The following is a 19532-nucleotide window of genomic DNA, read 5'->3' on the forward strand; positions in this document are numbered from 1 at the left end:
TTAACTTCCTCGATAGCTGGAATAAGAGAAGGGTGACAGCAGCAGAGGAATATGGTGGTTGCGTTCATCACTGACAGTGAAATTGACGTCGATGAACGGGAAGAAAGCCTGACCGAATTGTTCTTGGCAGTAAGGCGCAACCATAAAACGCAGGGTGTAATTTTGTGCTATCAGGCTGACATCACCGAATCTGGCGCGACCATCCTGGTCGGTGACACCTTCAGCAAGACACTCCAGGTGGAATGAATCGTTGCCTGATGGGCTCTGCAAAGTAAAAAGTTTGACGGCAATACCGGCAGCCGGCCTGCCGTTAGCGGTATCAAGCACATGACAACTGAGTTGCTTCATAAATATACTTCCATTCTGATATGACTGATTTTTTGTTGTTCTGTGGCTGCCTGTTGCAGCTCTTGCGCGCGCGAACGGTCAATGCGCGCTTTGAGCAGGCCCAGCATCTCGTCGGCGCTCTTGTTGCTGGCACACACGATGAAGATAAAGCCAAACTTGTCGCGATAGTGCTGATTGAGCGTCAGCAGTTCCTGCAATACCTCGGCTGAGGCTTGTTTGACCTGACCTTGCTCCTGTTCGCTCAGTGCTTTGCCCTGTGCGTATTTCTTCTCCAGGCTGGCGAGATCGCCGATCATCGGGTGGCCGGCAAACGCTTCCAGCCAGTCTGCTTCTTCCAGTTGCCCGAAGGCGTGTTCTGCTGCCCGGAGTAAATCCTGGCCACCGGCCACCGGCATCGCTTGTTTCATATACTGCTGCCAGCGTTGGCTGGTACAAATCCTGGCCAGTTGCTGGTCGTCCAGATCGATAGGTCCGTTTAAACCGATAGCCGGCACTTCTGAACTCATTCATGCTTCTCCTTTAATTGCTGCCGGGCGCTATTGACTTGCTTCCACTGCGCTTCGCCCGCTGGCTCAGTGGCGGTGTGTTGTGCAAATTTCTGTATCAGCTGCGCCGCCACCGAGACCGCGACCTGCATCGGCAGTTTGCCCTGCACATCCGGAACACCAATCGGGCAGGTAAGCTGCTCAATCAGCTGCGGGTGACTGAGATTCTCTTTGAGGCGAAATTCAAAGCGCTGACGTTTGCCCTGCGATCCAATCAGGCCGACATAGGCAAAGCGCTGCTGCTCGAGCGCGCGCAGCGTCAGGTCATAATCCAGTGCGTGATCCTGAGTCAGGATCAGCACATAAGCGTTGTCGCGCAGGGTCGCGATACATTCAATCGGAGCCGGTGCAAGTTCAGTTTCAATACCTTTGTTTTGCAGTGGTTCAAGCCACTCGCTGCGGCTGTCGATCACTTTTACGTGACACGGTAACTCTGCCAGTACGCTGGTCAGCGCCTGGCACACATGGCCGGCACCAAAAATCACCACTTGCGGTGTGCAGGTGTGGAAGAACTCAAACATCACCTGCACCGCACCGCCGCAGCACTGACTAAGGTCCGCGGCAAGGCTAAAGCGCTCGATCATCAGTTCGCTGCGATGCGTGCTCAGGCTGTCACGCGCTTTCGCAATCACCTGATATTCCAGATTACCGCCACCTAAAGTGTCAAACTGGCTGTGGCGGGTAATCACCATTTTGGCACCGCTGGCTCTTGGTACTGAACCGACATAGGCGACTACGGTCGCGATGCAATACGCTTCGCCCTGCTGTTCAAGTTGCTGACAGGCACTCAGCCAGTTGAGGTCTGGGCTGGATAAGAACGTGTTATTCGTTGGCGACATCGGCACTGTCCTCCGCTGCGTTGTGTTCATTCAGCCACTGCAGTTGATGCTCACAGGCAGTGAGAATCGCTTCACCGGTTGCCGGAGCGTGCAGCAGTGGCTCACAGCGATAGCCGCTCAGTGACGCAACCGCATCGTAAACCGCGCACCACACACTGATGGCATGCATAAACGGCGGTTCGCCCACAGCCTTGGAGCGATAAATACTGTGCTCCGGGTTCGCTTTGTCATACAGATCGATGTGCATCTGTTTCGGGTAATCACCGATGGTCGGGATCTTGTAATTCATCGGACTGTTGCTGAGCAGACGGCCGTCTTCACCCCAGACCAGCTCTTCGGTGGTTAGCCATCCGAGGCCCTGAATAAACGCGCCTTCAATCTGGCCACGATCGATAGCCGGGTTAAGGCTGTTGCCGACATCGTGCAGGATATCGACGCGATCAACGCGCATTTCACCGGTTAAGGTATCGATAGTCACTTCAGAGCAGGCGGCGCCGAGCGCGAAATAGAAAAATGGTCGGCCGGAGGCAGTTTTGCGGTCATAGCCGATTTTCGGTGTCTGATAGAATCCGGTCGCAGATAGCGACACGCGGTTCAGGTACGCCATCTGAATCAGCTCTGCCCAGGCAATAGGGTGCTCATATAATGGTGACGATTCGATACCGATCAGTTTGCCTTGGATGATGTCGGCATGTTCGACCTGAAAATGCTGACAGGCAAACTCGAGCAGACGCTGTTTAATGATCATGGCGGCATTGTGCGCGGCCATGCCGTTCAGGTCGGCTCCTGATGAAGCGGCGGTTGGTGAAGTATTCGGTACTTTATCGGTCCGGGTCGATGTCACCAGTACGTTGTCTATCTCAATTCCGAAGGTCTGCGCCACAATTTGTTGGACTTTGGTATGCAGACCCTGACCCATTTCGGTACCGCCGTGAGAAACCTGCAGCGTGCCGTCGGTGTAAACATGGATCAGCGCACCGGCCTGGTTAAGGTGCGTTGCGGTAAACGAGATACCAAACTTGACCGGCGTCAGTGCCAGGCCTTTTTTCAGCACCGGATGGGTCTGGTTCCACTGTGTAATCGCCGCACGGCGTTTGCGGTAGTCACTGCTGCTTTCCAGCTGCTGCATGATGTCACGCATCTCGGCATGCTGCTCAACGTCCATACCGTAAGGTGTGGTGTGCTGAGCGGCACTGTAAAGGTTGGTATAGCGCACATCGAGCGCATCTTTGCCGACTCTGAGCGCCAGCGCCTGCAATGCTTTTTCTACTACCATCATACCTTGCGGGCCGCCAAAGCCACGAAAGGCCGTATGCGAGACCATGTCAGTTTGCAGGCGGTGACCAATGACACAAGCCTTACCAAGGGCGTAGGCGTTATCGGCGTGAAACATCGCCCGGTCGACAATCGCATCCGAGAGATCGGCGGAGTGGCCGCACAGACCATTCACTTCCATATTAGCGGCGATGAGTCTGCCTTCGGCATCCGCTGCTAACTGGTAGCGGTTATAAAACGGATGGCGTTTTCCGGTTGCGGTCATATCAATGCTGCGCGGCAGACGAATTTTCACTGCTCGTTTGGTGTGATGGGCGCCAAGCGCCGCCAGACAAGCCCATTGCGCCGCCTGGCTCTCTTTACCGCCAAAACCGCCGCCCATGCGGCGCATATCGATCGTAACGCGGTTAAAATCGATGGCGAGTACTTCGGCGATCAGTTTCTGCACTTCGGTGGGATTTTGGGTAGAAGTGCGCAGGAAAATCCCGCCATCTTCGGTCAGTTCAGCCAGACTGACCTGACCTTCGAGATAGAAGTGTTCCTGGCCGCCAACGTGAATATCGCCACTGAGATGCACTGGCGCCTGATTAAACACATCCTGGGCGACCACCTGACCCATCTGGTGAGTTGGTAACAGCGGTGGGTTTTGGCATGCCTGAGCATGGGTTAGGGTGACGGTGTCACTTTTTTCGTACTCTATTTGCGCTAAACGCGCCGCCCGCCACGCCAGTTCATGACTGGTGGCCAGTACCAAGGCCAGCGGCTGACCGAAATAACGCACTTCGTTATGAATGGTCAGCAGCGGATCGCCTTTTAAAATCGTGCCGATGTCTTTCTCACCGGGAATACTCTCATCGGTCAAGACCTTAACCACACCCGGTGCGGCTGAGACGGCGGAGAGATCCAACTGTTTCACTTTACCCTTGGCAATGGTACTGGTCACCACGGCAGCATGCAGACAGCCACGCGGTATGACGTAGTCATCGACGAACAGGGCTTCACCAGCCACCTGTTTCTTCGCGCTCTCGTGTTTGTATGAGTGACCAACCACCGAGTGGCTGGCAGTTGTATCCTGGCTGACCGGTTTTACCGGTTGACTAACCGTCGCCGTTGGACTGACTTTCGCTGACGGATCGGCTTTCACGGACGGACTGGCCGTGTGGTTGGTGGTAACAGAAGTTAATTTACGCATCTTGCACCAGCCTTGTTTCGATATGTCGGGACTCGAGATAAAAACGTTGCAGCAGGTTTTGTACCAGTTTTACCCGGTACGCCGCGCTGCCGCGCACGTCGCTGAGTGGCTGAATCACCTCAGGCACTTTGTCCTGGGCTTTCTTTACCACTGACTGGGAAAGCGGGTGACCAATAAACAGCGCTTCCAGCTCACTCAGGCGTACCGATTTGGCGGCAACGCCGCCGGCGGAAATGATGCACCCGGTCACGGTTTGTTGCTCATCAAACGTCATGTTAAGACCGAGCGTGACGGTGGCGATATCGTCTTCATAGCGTTTGCTGATTTTGTAGATCGCATGACGCTCGTTGTCGGCCATATGGGGCAGGTGAATGGCGCTGATCCATTGGTTGGCTTTCAATGCGGTCTGACGATAGCCGGTGATGTACGCCTCCGGTGCAAAGCGGGTTTGGTGCTTGCCGTCATCGACTTCAATCTCGCCATGCAGGCTGATCAGCAGCGGGGCGATATCACCAATCGGGGACGCGTGGCCCAGGCTGCCACCCAAAGTGGCACGGTTACGTATCGTCAGGCTGCCGAGACGTTCAATCACCTCATCGGCACTCGGGTAGTGCTGCTTGAAAAAGGCATGTACTTGGTTCATCGGTACAGCGGCACCGATACGCCAGCCGGTGTCAGTCGGGGTGATGGTCAGCAGGTCATCAACCTGTGACAGATCGATCAGTTGCTTGAGCTGATGGTGTTGCTGGGTGACTTCCAGTGCCAGGTCAGTGCCACCGGCAATCAGTTTGGCGTCCGGCATGGCAGCGATAGCCGCGGCCAGCTCGGTCCGGTTTTTCGGACGGGCGTAACCCGTTTCGCTGGCCAGTTTTAACGCTTCGTTACCTAGTTTTAACGCTTCGCTATTTAGTTTTAACGCTTCGCTACCGGATTCGACTGAATGGAGCCAGGTTCTTACCGCAGCATCGTTATGACTGAGCGGATCGTCAATGTGAGACTCGGCAATGGCGTTGGCGGCATCAATCAGCGGGCCGTAGCCGGTGCAGCGGCACAGGTTACCGGCGAGAAAATCACTCGGATTGTGCGGCGGCTGCTCCTGTTTAGAGAGCGCATACAGCGACATCACGATACCAGGCGTGCAAAAACCGCATTGTGAGCCGTGACGATCGACCACCATTTGCTGAACCGGATGCAGTTGGTCGTGTTGTTTCAGGTGCTCCACGGTGATGATTTGTTTACCGTGCAGTGCATGAATGGGGGTAATACAGGCGTTGATCTGGCGATAGCGCATTCTCTGATTGTCATCGAGATCCACCATCACCACGGTGCAAGCGCCGCAATCGCCGCTGGCACAACCCTCTTTAGAGCCTGTCATTTGCTTTTCTTCGCGCAGGTAATTCAGCAGCATGGTATCGGCTTGTACCGACGCTACTTTGACGACTTCGCTGTTAATCATGAGCTCTAACATAACTTCCTCTGTGTTGCTAAAACTTGTCCAAATGGTCAACTTAATAACCAAAAAACAGCTCGCGAACCGAATCCCACCGGAAACGCGAGCCTGAGTTGAATTAATTTGGAATCTTGGCGTCGATACCTTCAACGTACCAGTTGACTGCGGCCAGTTCTTGGTCAGTCAACCAATGACCCGCTGCGATTACCTCTTTGCCCTGTTTGTCCTTCATTAGGCCGGTAAACGGAACGATTTCTCCGGATTTGATCTTCTGTTCGGTGCTCTCAATCACTTTATTGCTCTCTTCTGGAAGATTAGGATTGATAGAGACGATCTGCAATAAATCCTCTTTTGGTTTTAGTATGGGTGCAGACGCGCAGTGTCACGAGCGAGATTGCTCTATGTGCACCTCATCCAAGTTGAGATAAAGCAAAAACCTGACCAAGTGGTTGGATTTTGAAAAATTATTTTTCGTTTCCAGTTCATCCCTTTAATGATAAGGGATAACGGCAAGTTCTGAATGTTGATACTGTGCGCGGTTTTACCGGACGCTGAACTGTTTTGATCCAAATGAGTGCTGTGCGGTATGCAATTGCACCATGTCGGTGCGCTTTCTAAAGCAGAACAGAATCATGCTGGGCAGACAAGTGATACCAGATATGACGGGCAGTCCGACTGTACTAATGCAGTGCATTTGTTCTAAAACAGGGATATAGGGCGGGATTGGCGCGCAGCACTTGACAAGTGGTAGCCAAGCGTTACTTAATTTAGCTATTCAGGCATACGCTGTTTGAGGCAACTGAGGTCGTTGTCTTTGGCCAGCGCCGTTGTCACATAGCATTACACCAAAAGGCACATGAATAAGGAGCCGGTTTGGATACGGAACAGGGACAGAAAAAACGATCTATTTCAGGCGAGATCCGACGTCGTAATCAGGAAATGATCTTGCAGGCTGCGGCCGATGAATTCGTAAAACATGGTTATAAAGGGACCTCGGTACAAGCGATTGCCGACCGGGTGAATTTACCCAAAGCGAATATCCTGTATTATTTCAAATCTAAAACAGGGCTGTATAAGGCTCTGCTGCAAGAAATTCTCACCATGTGGAACGATGGGTTTTCAGCCGAGGCGGCCAGCTTGCCTCCGGAAACGGTTTTGCGAAATTATATTGTCGGGAAAATGCAATACAGCCGCACGCATCCGCAGGAATCGAAAATTTTTGCCCAGGAGATCATTCAGGGCGCACCGGTGATTGCTGATGCGATTCAATTCCCGATGGTCAACTGGGCAGCCGGTAAGGCGACCATCATTGAAGCATGGATAAAACAGGGATTAATTCGTCCGATTCAGCCGCTGCACCTGCTGTTTCTGATTTGGGGCGCAACCCAGTTTTATGCCGATTTTGATACGGAAATTCAGTTGATTAAAGGCGCACCTATGACTGAGCAAGAGTTTGAGCAGGCGCAGGAGTTTTTGGTCGGCATGGTATTACGCGGGTTGCAAGTGACAGTGTAACTCATTAACACATCAGGTTCATGGAGGACAGATTGAGCCCGAAAAATAATAAGAAAGTCCCGTTATTTGGGGTCGGTATCGCAGGAAATTTTGCCGGCCACCTGCAGCAAACGGGTGAAGCCAATGGTTTACAAGGCCAGATCGACGCAAGCAGCCCTCAGGCTATTTTCCCATTTTATGTCTCCGGCGCTTCCGAAGCCTACCTGACGGTCAATCCGTATTCATTTGATACGGTGCGTCTGCCACAAGAACCGTCTGCCAAAGTGCAGATGGAACCGGAAATTGCTTTGGTGGCCCGGATCAAATATCTGGGTGATTCGGTGATAGGTATCGAGCCGGAGTCGATGACTCTGCTCAATGACGTTACGTACCGCAACGCCAAAGTGACGAAGCTGGCTGAGAAAAAGAACTGGGGCCAGGCCTCGAAAGGGATTGCGAAAAAGTGTGGCCGCTTGAGCGTTTTGGCGCACTCGACAATCTCGATAAATATCGCTTCTGCAGTTTCCACCATCGTGATGGTCAATGGGCATCCTGCTGTAAAGACGTTTCGTTGTCAGACTACAGCTACAGTTATGAAAAGCTGATTACCTGGGTAATGAGTCAGTTTAATACCCAGCGAGATCAAGGTGCACTGCATGACCTGCGTCAACTGGTTGCTGAAGCCGGTTATCCAGAACGTATGATCATTTCATTGGGCTCGTCACGTTACACTGAATATGGCGAGCAGCATCAGTTGCTGGATGGCGATGAGTTGTGTGCAGTGCTTTACGATGCAACCCGCATCGATGCAGAGCAGATTGCAGATCTGATTGAGAGCGGGCAGTTTGAAGAGCTGGCGCAAAATCAAATCGTCTTGCGTCAGACTTGTCAGGCATGGAGCTGATGTGATGGCAGTCAGTGGATGATGGCAACGATCTGATGATGATTGGCAGGTAAAGCCAACGACACGTAACAAGGGGCCATCGAGGCTCCTTGTTTGTTTTCAGGGGACAGGTCGTGAGTGCTCAGAATATTTGTACGGTTCCGGTTTAAGCTTAACTTGTGACTCAGGCATTAACCTGGTTGCGTCCGGCACGTTTGGCTTCCAGCAAACAGTTATCCGCCTGCTCAAATGCGCTGCTGAACGTATCGTTCTCGTGCACTTCGGCGATACCAAAACTGCAGGTGACAGGGTAATCAAGCTCATCGAAATCTGCGCAGGCAACAACGTGGCGCAGGCGTTCTGCCAGCAGCAAAGCTTGCTGTTCGTCATCACCCGGTAGTAACACCATAAATTCATCGCCGCCAAAGCGGCCGACTTTATCGGATGCCCGGATGGTTTCATCCACTAAGCGTGCGATATGGGTTAACACCTTGTCACCGACGCTGTGGCCATAGGTATCATTGATCGCTTTGAAATTATCGACATCAAACAGCAGCAAAGAAATGGGTTGGTTGTAGCGTTTGGCGCGTACGATTTCCTCTTTAGCGTTACGAATGAAATAGCCGCGGCTTTCCACTTCTGTCAACATGTCCTGCTCGGATAAACGGCGCAGTTTCTGATTATCGACCAGAATATGCGGTACCCATAAGCCAAAGTAGGTGTTTGCCGCCAGCAGATAGATAGTGAATTGGTAGACCATGGCTTTCTCGGATAATCCCAGCCAGGCGATCAATAGTGCAGTCAGGGTGCTGAGCAGAGCGAGACTAAGAAAAGAGCGCGTGGCCGTTTCGGTAAAGACAATCCACATCTGGGCGATACCGAGGAAGAAAACCGTAAACACAATATGCGAGGACGGATAGTAGGCAACCAGCAGGCTAATCACAGTTAACATGACCATGGAAGTTGCGAGCTTAAGCAGAAATTGTCCTAGCGGTGCATTGGTGATCAGCGGTTTAAAATACTGAGTCAGCCAGCGACCTTCTTCCGGATAAATGCCGCCAAGCAGTGTCACGATAATCGGTGTAACGACCACAACACCAATTAAATCGCCAATCCACCAGGGTACCCACAACGACGCAATTTCGTTGTTTGAGATAATGCCGGTCAGTGCGAGTGCAGCGGAACCGCCAAGCGCAGCCAGTATTGATGATAATACGGCGACCAGAAGGAAAATCAGGATCAGGTGCGGAACCTTCAGATAGCCGCTGCGCTCACTGGACCGTTTCAGTATGGTGGCTCCGACCCAATAGGAACAGCTGTGAATGGCGGCAAACAATAAGCCAGTCGAGATAAGGGTCGACGCTGACTGCTGTGCCTGGTAAAGACTGTTTTCCCAAAATGTGGAGCCAATACAACAGACGATCAATACCGGCAGATAAGACCAGCCCAACACCAGGAAAATAGCGAAAGTGACACCGGCCGGTGGAAACCAGATGCTGGCATGCGGTTCATATTCCATCAGTGAAGCGGCTCTCCACAATAACAGCCAGATCAGTGCCACGATTAAAGGACGAATCCAACCGGTACGAACCAGAGGGCCAAACTTGGCCAGTGCCTCTTGATTAACAGCCAAATATCCTCCTGGGCTTCATCGTAATCTGTTGCTCTTGTTATTTGTTTTCATAATTAATCTTATTGTGTATTTCCACAATTAACATTACACCATTGTGAGCTGATGGTACTGCGAAATAAGTGACCACATCCCGGTTTCAGTGTCATTTGTTGGGTACTACTATTCAATTCACCACGTGTGGTGTAGTTTATCCATATCCCGTTAAAAAAGAGGCATGCATGTCCGAGCCGCGCGTTGTCGCATTACGTTACCTACTATATGGTACTTTTTTTTACCAATGTTGTTACCGCCTATGCCGGTTATCCCGAATTGGAAAAATTTCTAGAGAATAACTTTGCTGCCAGTATTGTACTCAGCGACAGTGACGTATTCAGCGTTGGTATCAGCGATTTTAACCCAAATGAAATTCTCAATACTGAGAATGAGAACTGGGGAACCGAGGGATCGTTAGATAACCGCAAGACCTATGCCATTGCTGCGCTGCCGTATAGGATGGAGTTGAGTGACGAAGATGCGGTTGATCAACATAGTGTCATGCTGCGCTTATCCGGTATGATCAGTGATGAAACCCTGCGCTTTAATCAGGACGAGCCTGCTGATGATTTTCATCAGACAGTGATTGATTTTTATGCCGCTTACCGGATTAAGCACCGGTTTGACCAACACTGGTCGCTGGAACCCGGTCTTGGACATCATCTGATGCATTACGAAAACCATGTCGATTACCACAGTCCGACCGGACGGATGTTGCAACCTTATCTGGATGATTTACTGTTTAACACCAGCGCTTGGGCATCGGTTTTAGAGCCTCAGGTGAGAGTGAAATATGAATCGCGGCAAAGTTGGGGCCACTGGTATATCAGCTCTGCCTGGCATTATTTTTACGGTTTTGGATGGGGGCAGGCCAACCAGGGAGATGTCGGTAATCCGGAAGGATGGTACGGTGCCAACAGCATCACCGGGGTGTATGACTTTTCGCAACTGGGACCCTCGGTGCAATCCGTCTATGCCAGCTTGCGGCGTGTGGATGTCGGCGGAGATATCAGGCATCCACTGGGGACACCGGTTTATTACGAAACAACCTTCGGTTGGCTGATGACACCGCCTTTTGACACTGACTGGATAGACAATGTCGGCGTTGGTCTTTCGCTTAATTACGGCAGTGCGTTTAAAGGCGGCAGTATTGTTCTGTTCTTTAATCAGGAGTGATGCACCTTTGGCTCGGCGCTTTTAACGCAATTACGCCCCGATTGTTTGGCTTTATACAGAGCGTTGTCGGCCAGCTTTAATGCTGCAAACGGGTCGGATTGCTGTGCACTGTGACACACGCCAATACTCACTGTGACATTGACGGATTGACTCTTTGCGCCTTTGCGGTGTTTTGCGCCGTCTTTATCATCTTTCGGGCGAGCAGTCAGATTTCGCACTACTAAATCATACTGGGCAATATCGGAGCGCAATAATTCCAGATACTCCATCGCATCGCGGGCTCTTTTGCCTTTGAACACCACGGTAAACTCCTCGCCGCCGTAACGATATACTCGTGCTTTGTTCTGAATTAAACTCAGGCGACTGGCAACCAGTTTCAGCACATCATCGCCAGTATCGTGCCCATAGGTGTCATTGAACTTTTTGAAGTGGTCCACATCGATCATCGCGACAGCAAAATTGCCGCGCAGGTGCCGAATATCGAGATCAAGCGCCTGACGACCGGGAAGTTGAGTCAGACGATCAATAAACGCCATCTCATGACTAGCGGACAGCAGATGCAGGATCAGCAGAATTCCTGCCAGAGAAAACATGGTGCAGGAGACAAATTGAACCTGGAAAAAGATAAAGGTATTGCTGGCGAGTAGGATCGAGCTATAGATAACCACGTCCATCAGGTGGTTACGGGTCAGCACGAAGATTCCGGTCAGGCCGGTCAGTGCCAAAAGATAGAGAACGACAATAAACGGCAGCTTTGAAATGCCCGGCAAGGCAAACAAGATGCCATCACCACCGCCCAGACTAAATTCTCCAGCTTGATACTGGGTTATGATCAGGCTGCTCCAGCCTAAAAACATGACTAATATCGCCAGATAAAGCGTAAAGCCACGACTGACTAATCCGGTATTCTTGAAGGTATACGCCAGCAGGCACGCAACAGGCAGCAGGGTGGCCAGCAAGGAGAGTTCCAGTAGCGCAGAACCGTGATCGAGAGAGGTTTGCAAACGAGTCTGGATGATCCAATAACCAAGCATCATCGCACTGGCGATCATGCCGATCCGGCTTTGTTTGAATAGCTGCGCAATAGCGATGGCGGTGATGAATAACACGTAGGGCAAGCTGCCCGCGATACCAAAGTTGGCGCGGGTGAGCAAAATAACGTTGTTCATTCCCAGCCACAGGGCGCACAGCAATGCGATTGGAAAGAAAAAGCGAAACCAATAAGAGTTAACTAAACTCGATGTCATGCTACAAGGTGACTATTGATAGTTTAAAAATTATTATGATCGTTAGCATACTTCTATTTAATGATTTTCCAAGCTTTTTGCTAAACTTATCTCGTAAACCGAGCGTAAGGCATAGATTAAAGGCGAAATTATCAGCAGTGCTTGTGTGTTTTAACAAGGCGCGTTAAGTTGAAAATCATTAATCAGGACGTTTTGGCGACGATTGTTCATGATCAGGAGTGGAAACATGCAAATCAGTGTTGATGTGCACAACTATATGGAAGTGCTGGTGGGCCATGTTTTGGCAGAAGAGCATTACATACGGCAATATTCTCAAGAACAACTGGCTGACCTGGCCTGCCTGGCTTTGAGCCAAATCAGGCCGATTTATATCCGCCACGATATTGACTTTCTCGCTGCGTTGCCGGAAACCCGTTTGCTGACGCTGAAAAAACGGGCCGAGACCGCTGTCGAAGCTGCTGAATCAATGATCCTTGATGATCGCCGTAAAAACCGTGATGATGTACCGGTAGTGATGACGCAGACCCATTTTGACGAAGACGCAGAACTGGAATGGTATGAAAAGCCGATTCTGCGTCATCCGAAACCGGATGTTTAAGCCGGGTGCCAGGTAATTAAGGCTAGTCGGTAATTAAGACTGGTCGGCCATTACCGCTATGAGCCGCAAAGCTGTGTTGCGTCTGAGCTTGTGTTTCATTCGCCCCGATATCAATCACAAAATACATGAGCCAAAGGAGTCATTGTGGGATTGTTTTCTCGTTTGTTTGGCGGTAAGTCAGAGAACCAAATTGAAGTTGTCCAGCCTGTCGAATACAAAGGCTTTCTTATTTATCAGGAGCCACAGGCGGAAGGCGGCCAGTATCGTATTGCCGGTCGGATTACCAAAGAAATAGACGGTGAACTGAAAACCCATCGCTTCATTCGTTCCGATGTTCTGCCAAGTAAAGAAGATGCGAAAGAACTGATGCTGAAAAAAGCGCAGATGTTCATCGATCAAATGAGCGGTAATATCTTCTCCTAACCCTCAAGTCATTGACAAAAATCATAAATAAAAGAGCCATTAGTCGATATGCTGGTGGCTCTTTTGTTTTTTGAGCACATTGCAAATTCCAGTTTACAGATGGATATGCTTATACTGGTTGCGCCTCTGCCATGTTGTCGGTGAAGTTGCTATCGGTGTAGAGTTAATCACATCTTTTTAATACCTGACGTTATATGAAATAACACTTTGTATTTATATAACAAATAGCTTGAAGTTAGGTCAGTCGTTAGATAAAAAAAGAATATTCATTGTGCCAATAGTCAAGGATAAGCTATGCAAATTGGTGTACCAAAGGAAATACTCGCCGGGGAAACGCGAGTTGCTGCTTCACCTTCGTCGGTTGAACAGTTAATCAAGCTAGGTTTTGAGGTTGTCGTTGAATCTCACGCAGGGGAATTGGCAAGTTTTGAAGATGCTGCATTCGAAGCTGCCGGTGCAAAAGTAGTGACTAAAGATGAAGCCTGGCAATCGGACATTATCCTTAAAGTCAATGCACCGCTTAGCGACGACAATGTCGATGAAATTGCTTTGCTTAAGGAAGGCGCTACACTGGTCAGCTTTATCTGGCCTGCACAAAATGCAGAGCTGATGGAAAAACTGACCGTGAAAAGCATCAATGTTATGGCGATGGATTGCGTACCGCGTATTTCTCGCGCTCAAGCATTAGACGCTCTCTCTTCAATGGCCAATATCGCCGGTTATCGTGCGGTGGTAGAAGCGGCGCATGAATTCGGCCGTTTCTTTACCGGTCAGATCACTGCGGCGGGTAAAGTGCCGCCAGCGAAAGTATTCGTCGCCGGTGCCGGTGTGGCGGGCTTGGCAGCCATCGGTGCGGCAGGTAGCCTGGGCGCTATCGTGCGCGCCTTCGACGTGCGACCTGAAGTAAAAGAGCAGGTTCAGTCAATGGGTGCTGAGTTTCTGGAAGTCGATTATCAGGAAAACTCAGGCTCAGGTGACGGTTACGCCAAAGAGATGTCGGATGATTTCAACCGTAAAGCGGCTGAACTGTATGCGGCTCAGGCGAAAGATGTCGACATCATTATTACCACTGCGCTGATCCCGGGCAAACCTGCGCCAAAACTGGTCACCAAAGAGATGGTCGACAGCATGAAACCGGGCAGTGTGATTGTCGATCTGGCGGCCGCAAACGGCGGTAACTGTGAATATACGGTCAAAGATCAGGTGTTTGTTACTCCGAATGGCGTCAAAGTGATTGGCTACACCGACATGGTCGGTCGTCTGCCTACTCAATCTTCCCAACTGTTTGCGACCAACCTGGTTAACTTGCTGAAGCTGTTGTGTAAAGAAAAAGACGGCAACATCAATATCGATTTTGAAGATGTGGTCGTGCGTGGCGTGACCGTGGTCAAAGACGGTAAAATCACCTGGCCGGCCCCGCCAATTCAAGTCTCAGCACAACCACAACAAAAACCGAAAGCGCAGCCTAAGGCTGAGAAAAAAGCGCCCGAGCCAGTCTCTCCGGTGAAAAAGCTGGCTGGTCTGGTGATTGGCGTGGGAGTATTTGCCTGGATTGCTTCTGTTGCTCCGGCTGCATTCCTGGGTCACTTTACGGTCTTCGTTCTGGCATGTGTGGTGGGTTACTACGTGGTATGGAACGTGACCCATGCTTTGCATACCCCGCTGATGTCGGTCACTAACGCGATTTCAGGCATCATCGTGGTGGGGGCACTGCTGCAAATCGGCCAGGGTAACGGAGTCGTTACCTTCCTCGCGTTTATCGCGGTATTAATTGCCAGCATCAACATCTTTGGTGGCTTTACCGTGACCAAACGTATGCTTGAAATGTTTCGTAAAAACTAAGGGAGTACACAATGTCTGCAGGATTAGTACAGGCGGCCTACATTGTTGCTGCTCTGTTTTTCATTTTAAGTCTGGCCGGGCTGTCTAAACAGGAATCGGCCAAAAACGGTAACTATTATGGTATCGCGGGGATGACGATAGCGCTGTTGGCGACTATTTTCAGCCCGGGTTCAGAAGGTTTCGTCTGGATCATCATAGCGATGCTGATTGGTGGGGCGATCGGTATCCACTTTGCGAAAAAAGTGGAAATGACCGAAATGCCGGAGTTGGTTGCGATTCTGCACAGCTTCGTAGGTTTGGCGGCAGTACTGGTTGGCTATAACAGCTACCTGGATGCGCCTGAAGCGGCAACGCACGCCGAGCATGTGATTCACCTGGTTGAAGTGTTCCTTGGTGTATTCATCGGTGCGGTGACGTTTACCGGTTCTATCGTTGCATTTGGTAAACTGCGTGGCCTGATCAAGTCATCTCCGCTCAACCTGCCGCACAAACATAAGCTTAACCTGGCGGCGGTGGTTATCTCCGCGCTGCTGATGGTTCAGTTTGTTAATGCTGATGGCAGTATGTTTGCGCTGATCGTGATGACACTGATCGCGTTTGCATTTGGTTACCATCTGGTGGCGTCGATCGGTGGTGCGGATATGCCGGTTGTGGTTTCTATGCTGAACTCCTACTCCGGTTGGGCGGCAGCCGCGGCAGGTTTCATGCTGGCCAACGACCTGTTGATCGTGACCGGTGCCCTGGTTGGCTCTTCCGGTGCGATTCTGTCTTACATCATGTGTAAAGCAATGAACCGCTCGTTCATCAGCGTCATTGCAGGAGGCTTTGGTCAGGATGTGGTGATCAGCAGTGATGAAGAGCAGGGTGAGCACCGGGAAATCAACGCTGAAGATGTGGCGGATATGTTGAAAAACTCAACCTCAGTCATCATCACACCGGGGTACGGTATGGCGGTGGCTCAGGCTCAGTATCCGGTGCATGAGATTACCGAAAAACTGCGCGCACTGGGTGTTGAAGTTCGCTTTGGTATTCACCCGGTTGCGGGTCGTCTGCCTGGTCATATGAACGTACTGCTGGCAGAAGCCAAAGTACCGTATGACATCGTGTTGGAAATGGATGAAATCAACGATGATTTCAGCGACACCGACACCGTACTGGTTATCGGTGCTAACGATACAGTTAACCCGGCGGCCCAAGAAGATCCGAACAGTCCGATTGCCGGCATGCCGGTACTGGAAGTCTGGAATGCGAAAAACGTCATTGTATTCAAACGCTCAATGAACACAGGTTACGCCGGTGTGCAAAATCCGCTGTTCTTCAAAGACAACACACATATGTTGTTTGGTGACGCAAAAGAGAGCGTTGACGCGATTTCCCGCGCACTGTAAACCGTTCAGCATACGGGGAAAAATCCCGCATTTAATTGAGAAGCCAGCATTTAGCTGGCTTCTTTGTTTGTGATCTATGCATTATTGACAACAATATAACACGGTAAATGTATCTTTTTCGGATAATACGATATAGTTTTGTAAACCTATGATCTACCGAAGATTCAAATTGATTAAAGCGATACTAAATACCATAGCGTTACTGGGGATTTTTTTCTCCTCAGCGACTTATGCAGATTCGTTACCTGAGCGTATCGATCTGTTTATATCGCTGTTTGACTATAAATCCGCGGTGGTATCTTACGATATACGTGCAATACAGAATGACTATCCAACCCGGTTACTGACACCGGATACGATGCTGCCGCAAACATCATCGTATCCAATCCGGGACATCCAGCAGCTGTATCAGCTAGCTAGAACGTGCTCAGGTAAACTGCCACTCAACCCTTTAGTGACGGAACCTTTGGTCTTTACCCGGGCACTGTGTAAAGGCACCCAATTACCATTGCGCTGGTTCGGGCGCAGTGCATTGATTCATCCTGGTGGCGGTACTTATGCGTCACGGTATGCAGAAGTGCATCCTGAACTGATGAACAAGCTGACTCAATACATGCATATCCAGGAGCGCCCGAAAGCGGCAGCTGGTACGTTACTGGGCCGTTTGCAGAGTATGAGCGAAGACACCATCTCGGCATTGATTGCCGGCGCCGTTATGTTTGGTGATGATGGGGAACTTTGGCTGCGTAAAGGTGACGAATACTATGTCTTTGATGACGATACCTGGAACGAAAACGCCGACAAGGCCGGACTCTCTTTCAGCATAGCGTCACCGGAAAACACCTGTTTTGTGCAGCGTGGTAATATCTGTTGGAATATTGAGGACCATTCTGACCTGTTACGTATAAGTATGGTGGTGTTGGTCATAGCCAACATCCTGCTGGTGATGGGTTGGTCGGTTTACCGATGGAATTCAAAGCGTCAGGATATGAAGAGCCGTATGTTGATTCTGCAAATCCTGACTCACGAACTGCGTACCCCAATCGCCAGTTTGTCCTTGACGGTGGAAGGCTTCCGACGTGAATTCGAACATTTACCGGAGTCTGTATACGATGAGTTTCGTCGCCTGTGTGAAGATTCACGTCGTTTACGCCAACTCGCTGAAGCAAGTAAAGATTATCTGCAATCGGATAATAAACCGCTAGCGACAGACTGGGTTCCATCCGTAGAAGAATGGTTAAGATTTAAGGTTGAGGAAGAGTTCGCCGAACCGGTAGAACTGATCATCAACCAGGACATTGCTGCTAAGCTGAATGTGTACTGGCTTGGTACATGTGTCGACAATTTAATACGCAACGCGGTAAAGTATGGCGTTGCACCGGTGACGCTGGAAGTCATCACCCGAGCGGATGCTGTGACCATTAAGGTTAAGGACCAGGGAACGCTCACCAATAAGGATTGGCGTCATTTACGCAAGCCTTTCGTCAGTAAAAGTGGCTTAGGACTTGGTTTAACTATAGTAGAATCGATGGTCGGAAGAATGGGGGGAACAATGAACCTCGTTGGACCACCGACCACATTTATATTGGAGATACCCTGTGAAACAGACATTGCTTCTTGTTGAAGATGACAAAAACCTCGCTGACGGCCTGTTGGTCAGTCTGGAGCAAGCAGGATATGACTGTTTACATGCAGAAACGATCGCTGCGGTAAAGCAGTATTGGGATCAAGCCGATTTGGTTATTCTCGATCGACAGCTTCCGGATGGTGACTCAGTTCAGCATCTTGCCGGCTGGAAAGAAATTAAAGATATTCCTGTTATTCTTCTGACCGCACTGGTCACAGTGAAAGACAAAGTAACCGGTCTGGATGCAGGTGCGAATGACTACCTGACTAAACCGTTTGCTGAAGCAGAACTGTTTGCCCGCGTTCGTGCGCAGCTTCGCCTGCCGGATAACGATGAGATGGATGACAGCAAAGTTGTGACTGACAATCTGATCATCGATAAAGCAACGCGTGAAGTGTTTTTTAACGGTGAGTCTGTGACTCTGACACGTACTGAGTTTGATCTGCTGCTGTTTTTGGCCAGCAACCTGGGCCGGGTGTTCACTCGTGATGAACTGCTTGACCACGTTTGGGGCTACAACCATTTTCCAACGACTCGTACCGTGGATACACACGTACTGCAGCTGCGTCAGAAACTACCTGGCCTGGATATCGAGACGCTACGCGGCGTCGGATATAAAATGAAAGCATAACAATGCGATCATCGGCTTTACTGATTGGCACGCTGCTCAGCGTGCCTTTATCTGCCCAGGCAGTGGAGTGGTTTCAAAAAAGCACTCCGCTGACTCAGGCGCATCAAAACCTGCTCAACAACGATCTGGCAAGCATGTTCGCTTCTCTGGTTGAAGTCTGGCAGCTCGATCACAACAAAAACATTCGTTCACACCTCGATGAACTATTGCTGCAATCACTGACTGTCGATTGCGGTAAAGGGTTAGATAACAAAGCATTTCCGGACTGGATTTCGGGAGTAACTCTGCGCAGAATTGATATTCAAAGCCCGGGGCGTGATGCGTACCAGGTTCTGATTGATGCCAAAGTGACCAAAGCGATCAGCGACATCAAGCTGACGCAGTGGGTCGATAAACCACTTTCCAGTGACAGTACCTTTACCCGAACCGATCGTGACAGTGTCACATCAAGCACGCAATCGTATTTGAAACGTTACAATCTCAACACCAAACTCAACATGGGCCTTTACCGTCTGGATATCACCGCTGCGGATAAAGAAACCTGGAGCTCGTGGATTATTTTCGGTCACCCGCAAGCAAAACAGACTGTGCGCTGGGCTTCGAAAGACCAATGGGTAGTCGAGAAAAATGCGCTGCTGAACCGCTATTGCCCGCTACCTAAACTGGGTGTCTCCCTGTTTGATTACGAAGATGGTAAGTACAAAGAGATCTGGAAACAGACCTATGAGTCAGACTATCCGACCAAACTGGAGCAGGAAGACTTGCCCAATGATCGCTATGTGTTAGCGGTTTCGATGACCCATCATCGCTGGCAAGGTCCAATAGTTATTGAGCAATCTCAAGTTATCAGCAAAACATATGACGTTTCGCTAGATGAATAACTAAAGTTCATGGAAAATACGCCGTTA

General features: G+C 50.3%; 17 protein-coding genes and 1 pseudogene. 10 read left to right on the forward strand and 8 right to left on the reverse strand.

From position 1 onward, the window contains the following. The 6 genes from uraH to KNV97_RS01375 all read right to left on the reverse strand — a co-directional run bounded on the left by uraH (position 1) and on the right by KNV97_RS01375 (position 5989). On the reverse strand, positions 1–348 hold the full coding sequence (gene uraH / locus KNV97_RS01350; protein ID WP_136485808.1) for a hydroxyisourate hydrolase: 348 nt from the start codon (positions 346–348) through the stop codon (positions 1–3). Beyond that, complete coding sequence (locus KNV97_RS01355) at positions 345–854, reverse strand: 2-oxo-4-hydroxy-4-carboxy-5-ureidoimidazoline decarboxylase (RefSeq protein WP_218561920.1); 510 nt, start codon at positions 852–854, stop codon at positions 345–347. The genes uraH and KNV97_RS01355 overlap by 4 nt, the downstream gene beginning before the upstream one ends. Then, on the reverse strand, positions 851–1732 hold the full coding sequence (gene xdhC / locus KNV97_RS01360; protein WP_218561921.1) for a xanthine dehydrogenase accessory protein XdhC: 882 nt from the start codon (positions 1730–1732) through the stop codon (positions 851–853). The genes KNV97_RS01355 and xdhC overlap by 4 nt, the downstream gene beginning before the upstream one ends. Next, a complete protein-coding gene (xdhB, locus tag KNV97_RS01365; RefSeq protein WP_218561922.1) occupies positions 1716–4199 on the reverse strand; it encodes a xanthine dehydrogenase molybdopterin binding subunit in 2484 nt (827 codons plus the stop codon). The genes xdhC and xdhB overlap by 17 nt, the downstream gene beginning before the upstream one ends. Next, the gene (gene xdhA / locus KNV97_RS01370; protein ID WP_218561923.1) at positions 4192–5667 is read right to left on the reverse strand and encodes a xanthine dehydrogenase small subunit; all 1476 of its coding nucleotides are present in this window, start codon (positions 5665–5667) and stop codon (positions 4192–4194) included. The genes xdhB and xdhA overlap by 8 nt, the downstream gene beginning before the upstream one ends. Positions 5668–5767: 100 nt before the next feature. Further along, positions 5768–5989, reverse strand: a complete 222-nt coding sequence (locus KNV97_RS01375) for a hypothetical protein (protein WP_256611757.1) — start codon at positions 5987–5989, stop codon at positions 5768–5770. Positions 5990–6522: 533 nt separating this feature from the next. Between KNV97_RS01375 and KNV97_RS01380 the strand changes: the two genes are divergently transcribed. Together KNV97_RS01380 and KNV97_RS01385 are read left to right on the forward strand one after the other, a co-directional pair. After that, complete coding sequence (locus tag KNV97_RS01380) at positions 6523–7164, forward strand: TetR/AcrR family transcriptional regulator (RefSeq protein ID WP_136485798.1); 642 nt, start codon at positions 6523–6525, stop codon at positions 7162–7164. Between the two features lie 20 nt (positions 7165–7184). Beyond that, a pseudogene (locus KNV97_RS01385) lies at positions 7185–8047 on the forward strand (DUF5718 family protein). 163 nt (positions 8048–8210) lie between these two features. On the opposite strand, the gene KNV97_RS01390 reads toward KNV97_RS01385, so the two are convergent. Beyond that, positions 8211–9659 (reverse strand): sensor domain-containing diguanylate cyclase, encoded by a 1449-nt coding sequence (locus tag KNV97_RS01390; RefSeq protein WP_218561924.1) that lies wholly within the window; start codon positions 9657–9659, stop codon positions 8211–8213. Positions 9660–9917: 258 nt separating this feature from the next. On the opposite strand from KNV97_RS01390, the gene KNV97_RS01395 reads away from it, so the two are divergent. After that, entirely contained in the window at positions 9918–10868 is a 951-nt protein-coding gene (locus KNV97_RS01395; RefSeq protein WP_218561925.1) for a Solitary outer membrane autotransporter beta-barrel domain, read from the forward strand. On the opposite strand, the gene KNV97_RS01400 is transcribed toward KNV97_RS01395, so the two are convergent. Then, positions 10859–12115 carry a GGDEF domain-containing protein gene (locus KNV97_RS01400; protein WP_136485792.1) on the reverse strand — a complete coding sequence of 419 codons (1257 nt, stop codon included), beginning with the start codon at positions 12113–12115 and terminating at the stop codon, positions 10859–10861. The two genes, KNV97_RS01395 and KNV97_RS01400, sit on opposite strands and share 10 nt — an antisense overlap. Positions 12116–12341: 226 nt before the next feature. On the opposite strand from KNV97_RS01400, the gene KNV97_RS01405 reads away from it, so the two are divergent. The 7 genes from KNV97_RS01405 (at position 12342) to KNV97_RS01435 (ending at position 19505) form a co-directional block, all read left to right on the forward strand. After that, positions 12342–12713: a late competence development ComFB family protein gene (locus KNV97_RS01405; RefSeq protein WP_136485789.1), complete on the forward strand. Its 372-nt coding sequence runs from the start codon at positions 12342–12344 to the stop codon at positions 12711–12713. Between the two features lie 144 nt (positions 12714–12857). Beyond that, complete coding sequence (locus KNV97_RS01410; RefSeq protein ID WP_136485787.1) at positions 12858–13136, forward strand: HlyU family transcriptional regulator; 279 nt, start codon at positions 12858–12860, stop codon at positions 13134–13136. A gap of 294 nt (positions 13137–13430) precedes the next feature. After that, on the forward strand, positions 13431–14978 hold the full coding sequence (locus tag KNV97_RS01415; protein WP_218561926.1) for a Re/Si-specific NAD(P)(+) transhydrogenase subunit alpha: 1548 nt from the start codon (positions 13431–13433) through the stop codon (positions 14976–14978). 11 nt (positions 14979–14989) lie between these two features. Then, positions 14990–16366, forward strand: a complete 1377-nt coding sequence (gene pntB, locus KNV97_RS01420) for a Re/Si-specific NAD(P)(+) transhydrogenase subunit beta (RefSeq protein WP_218561927.1) — start codon at positions 14990–14992, stop codon at positions 16364–16366. 148 nt (positions 16367–16514) lie between these two features. Further along, a complete protein-coding gene (gene vxrA / locus KNV97_RS01425; RefSeq protein ID WP_218561928.1) occupies positions 16515–17990 on the forward strand; it encodes a sensor histidine kinase VxrA in 1476 nt (491 codons plus the stop codon). Then, positions 17965–18624 (forward strand): response regulator transcription factor VxrB, encoded by a 660-nt coding sequence (vxrB, locus tag KNV97_RS01430; RefSeq protein ID WP_136485779.1) that lies wholly within the window; start codon positions 17965–17967, stop codon positions 18622–18624. The genes vxrA and vxrB overlap by 26 nt, the downstream gene beginning before the upstream one ends. Positions 18625–18626: 2 nt before the next feature. Further along, the gene (locus tag KNV97_RS01435; protein WP_136485777.1) at positions 18627–19505 is read left to right on the forward strand and encodes a DUF2861 family protein; all 879 of its coding nucleotides are present in this window, start codon (positions 18627–18629) and stop codon (positions 19503–19505) included. Positions 19506–19532 lie beyond the last annotated feature (27 nt).

Source organism: Vibrio ostreae, from assembly GCF_019226825.1.
Lineage (GTDB): Bacteria > Pseudomonadota > Gammaproteobacteria > Enterobacterales > Vibrionaceae > Vibrio > Vibrio ostreae.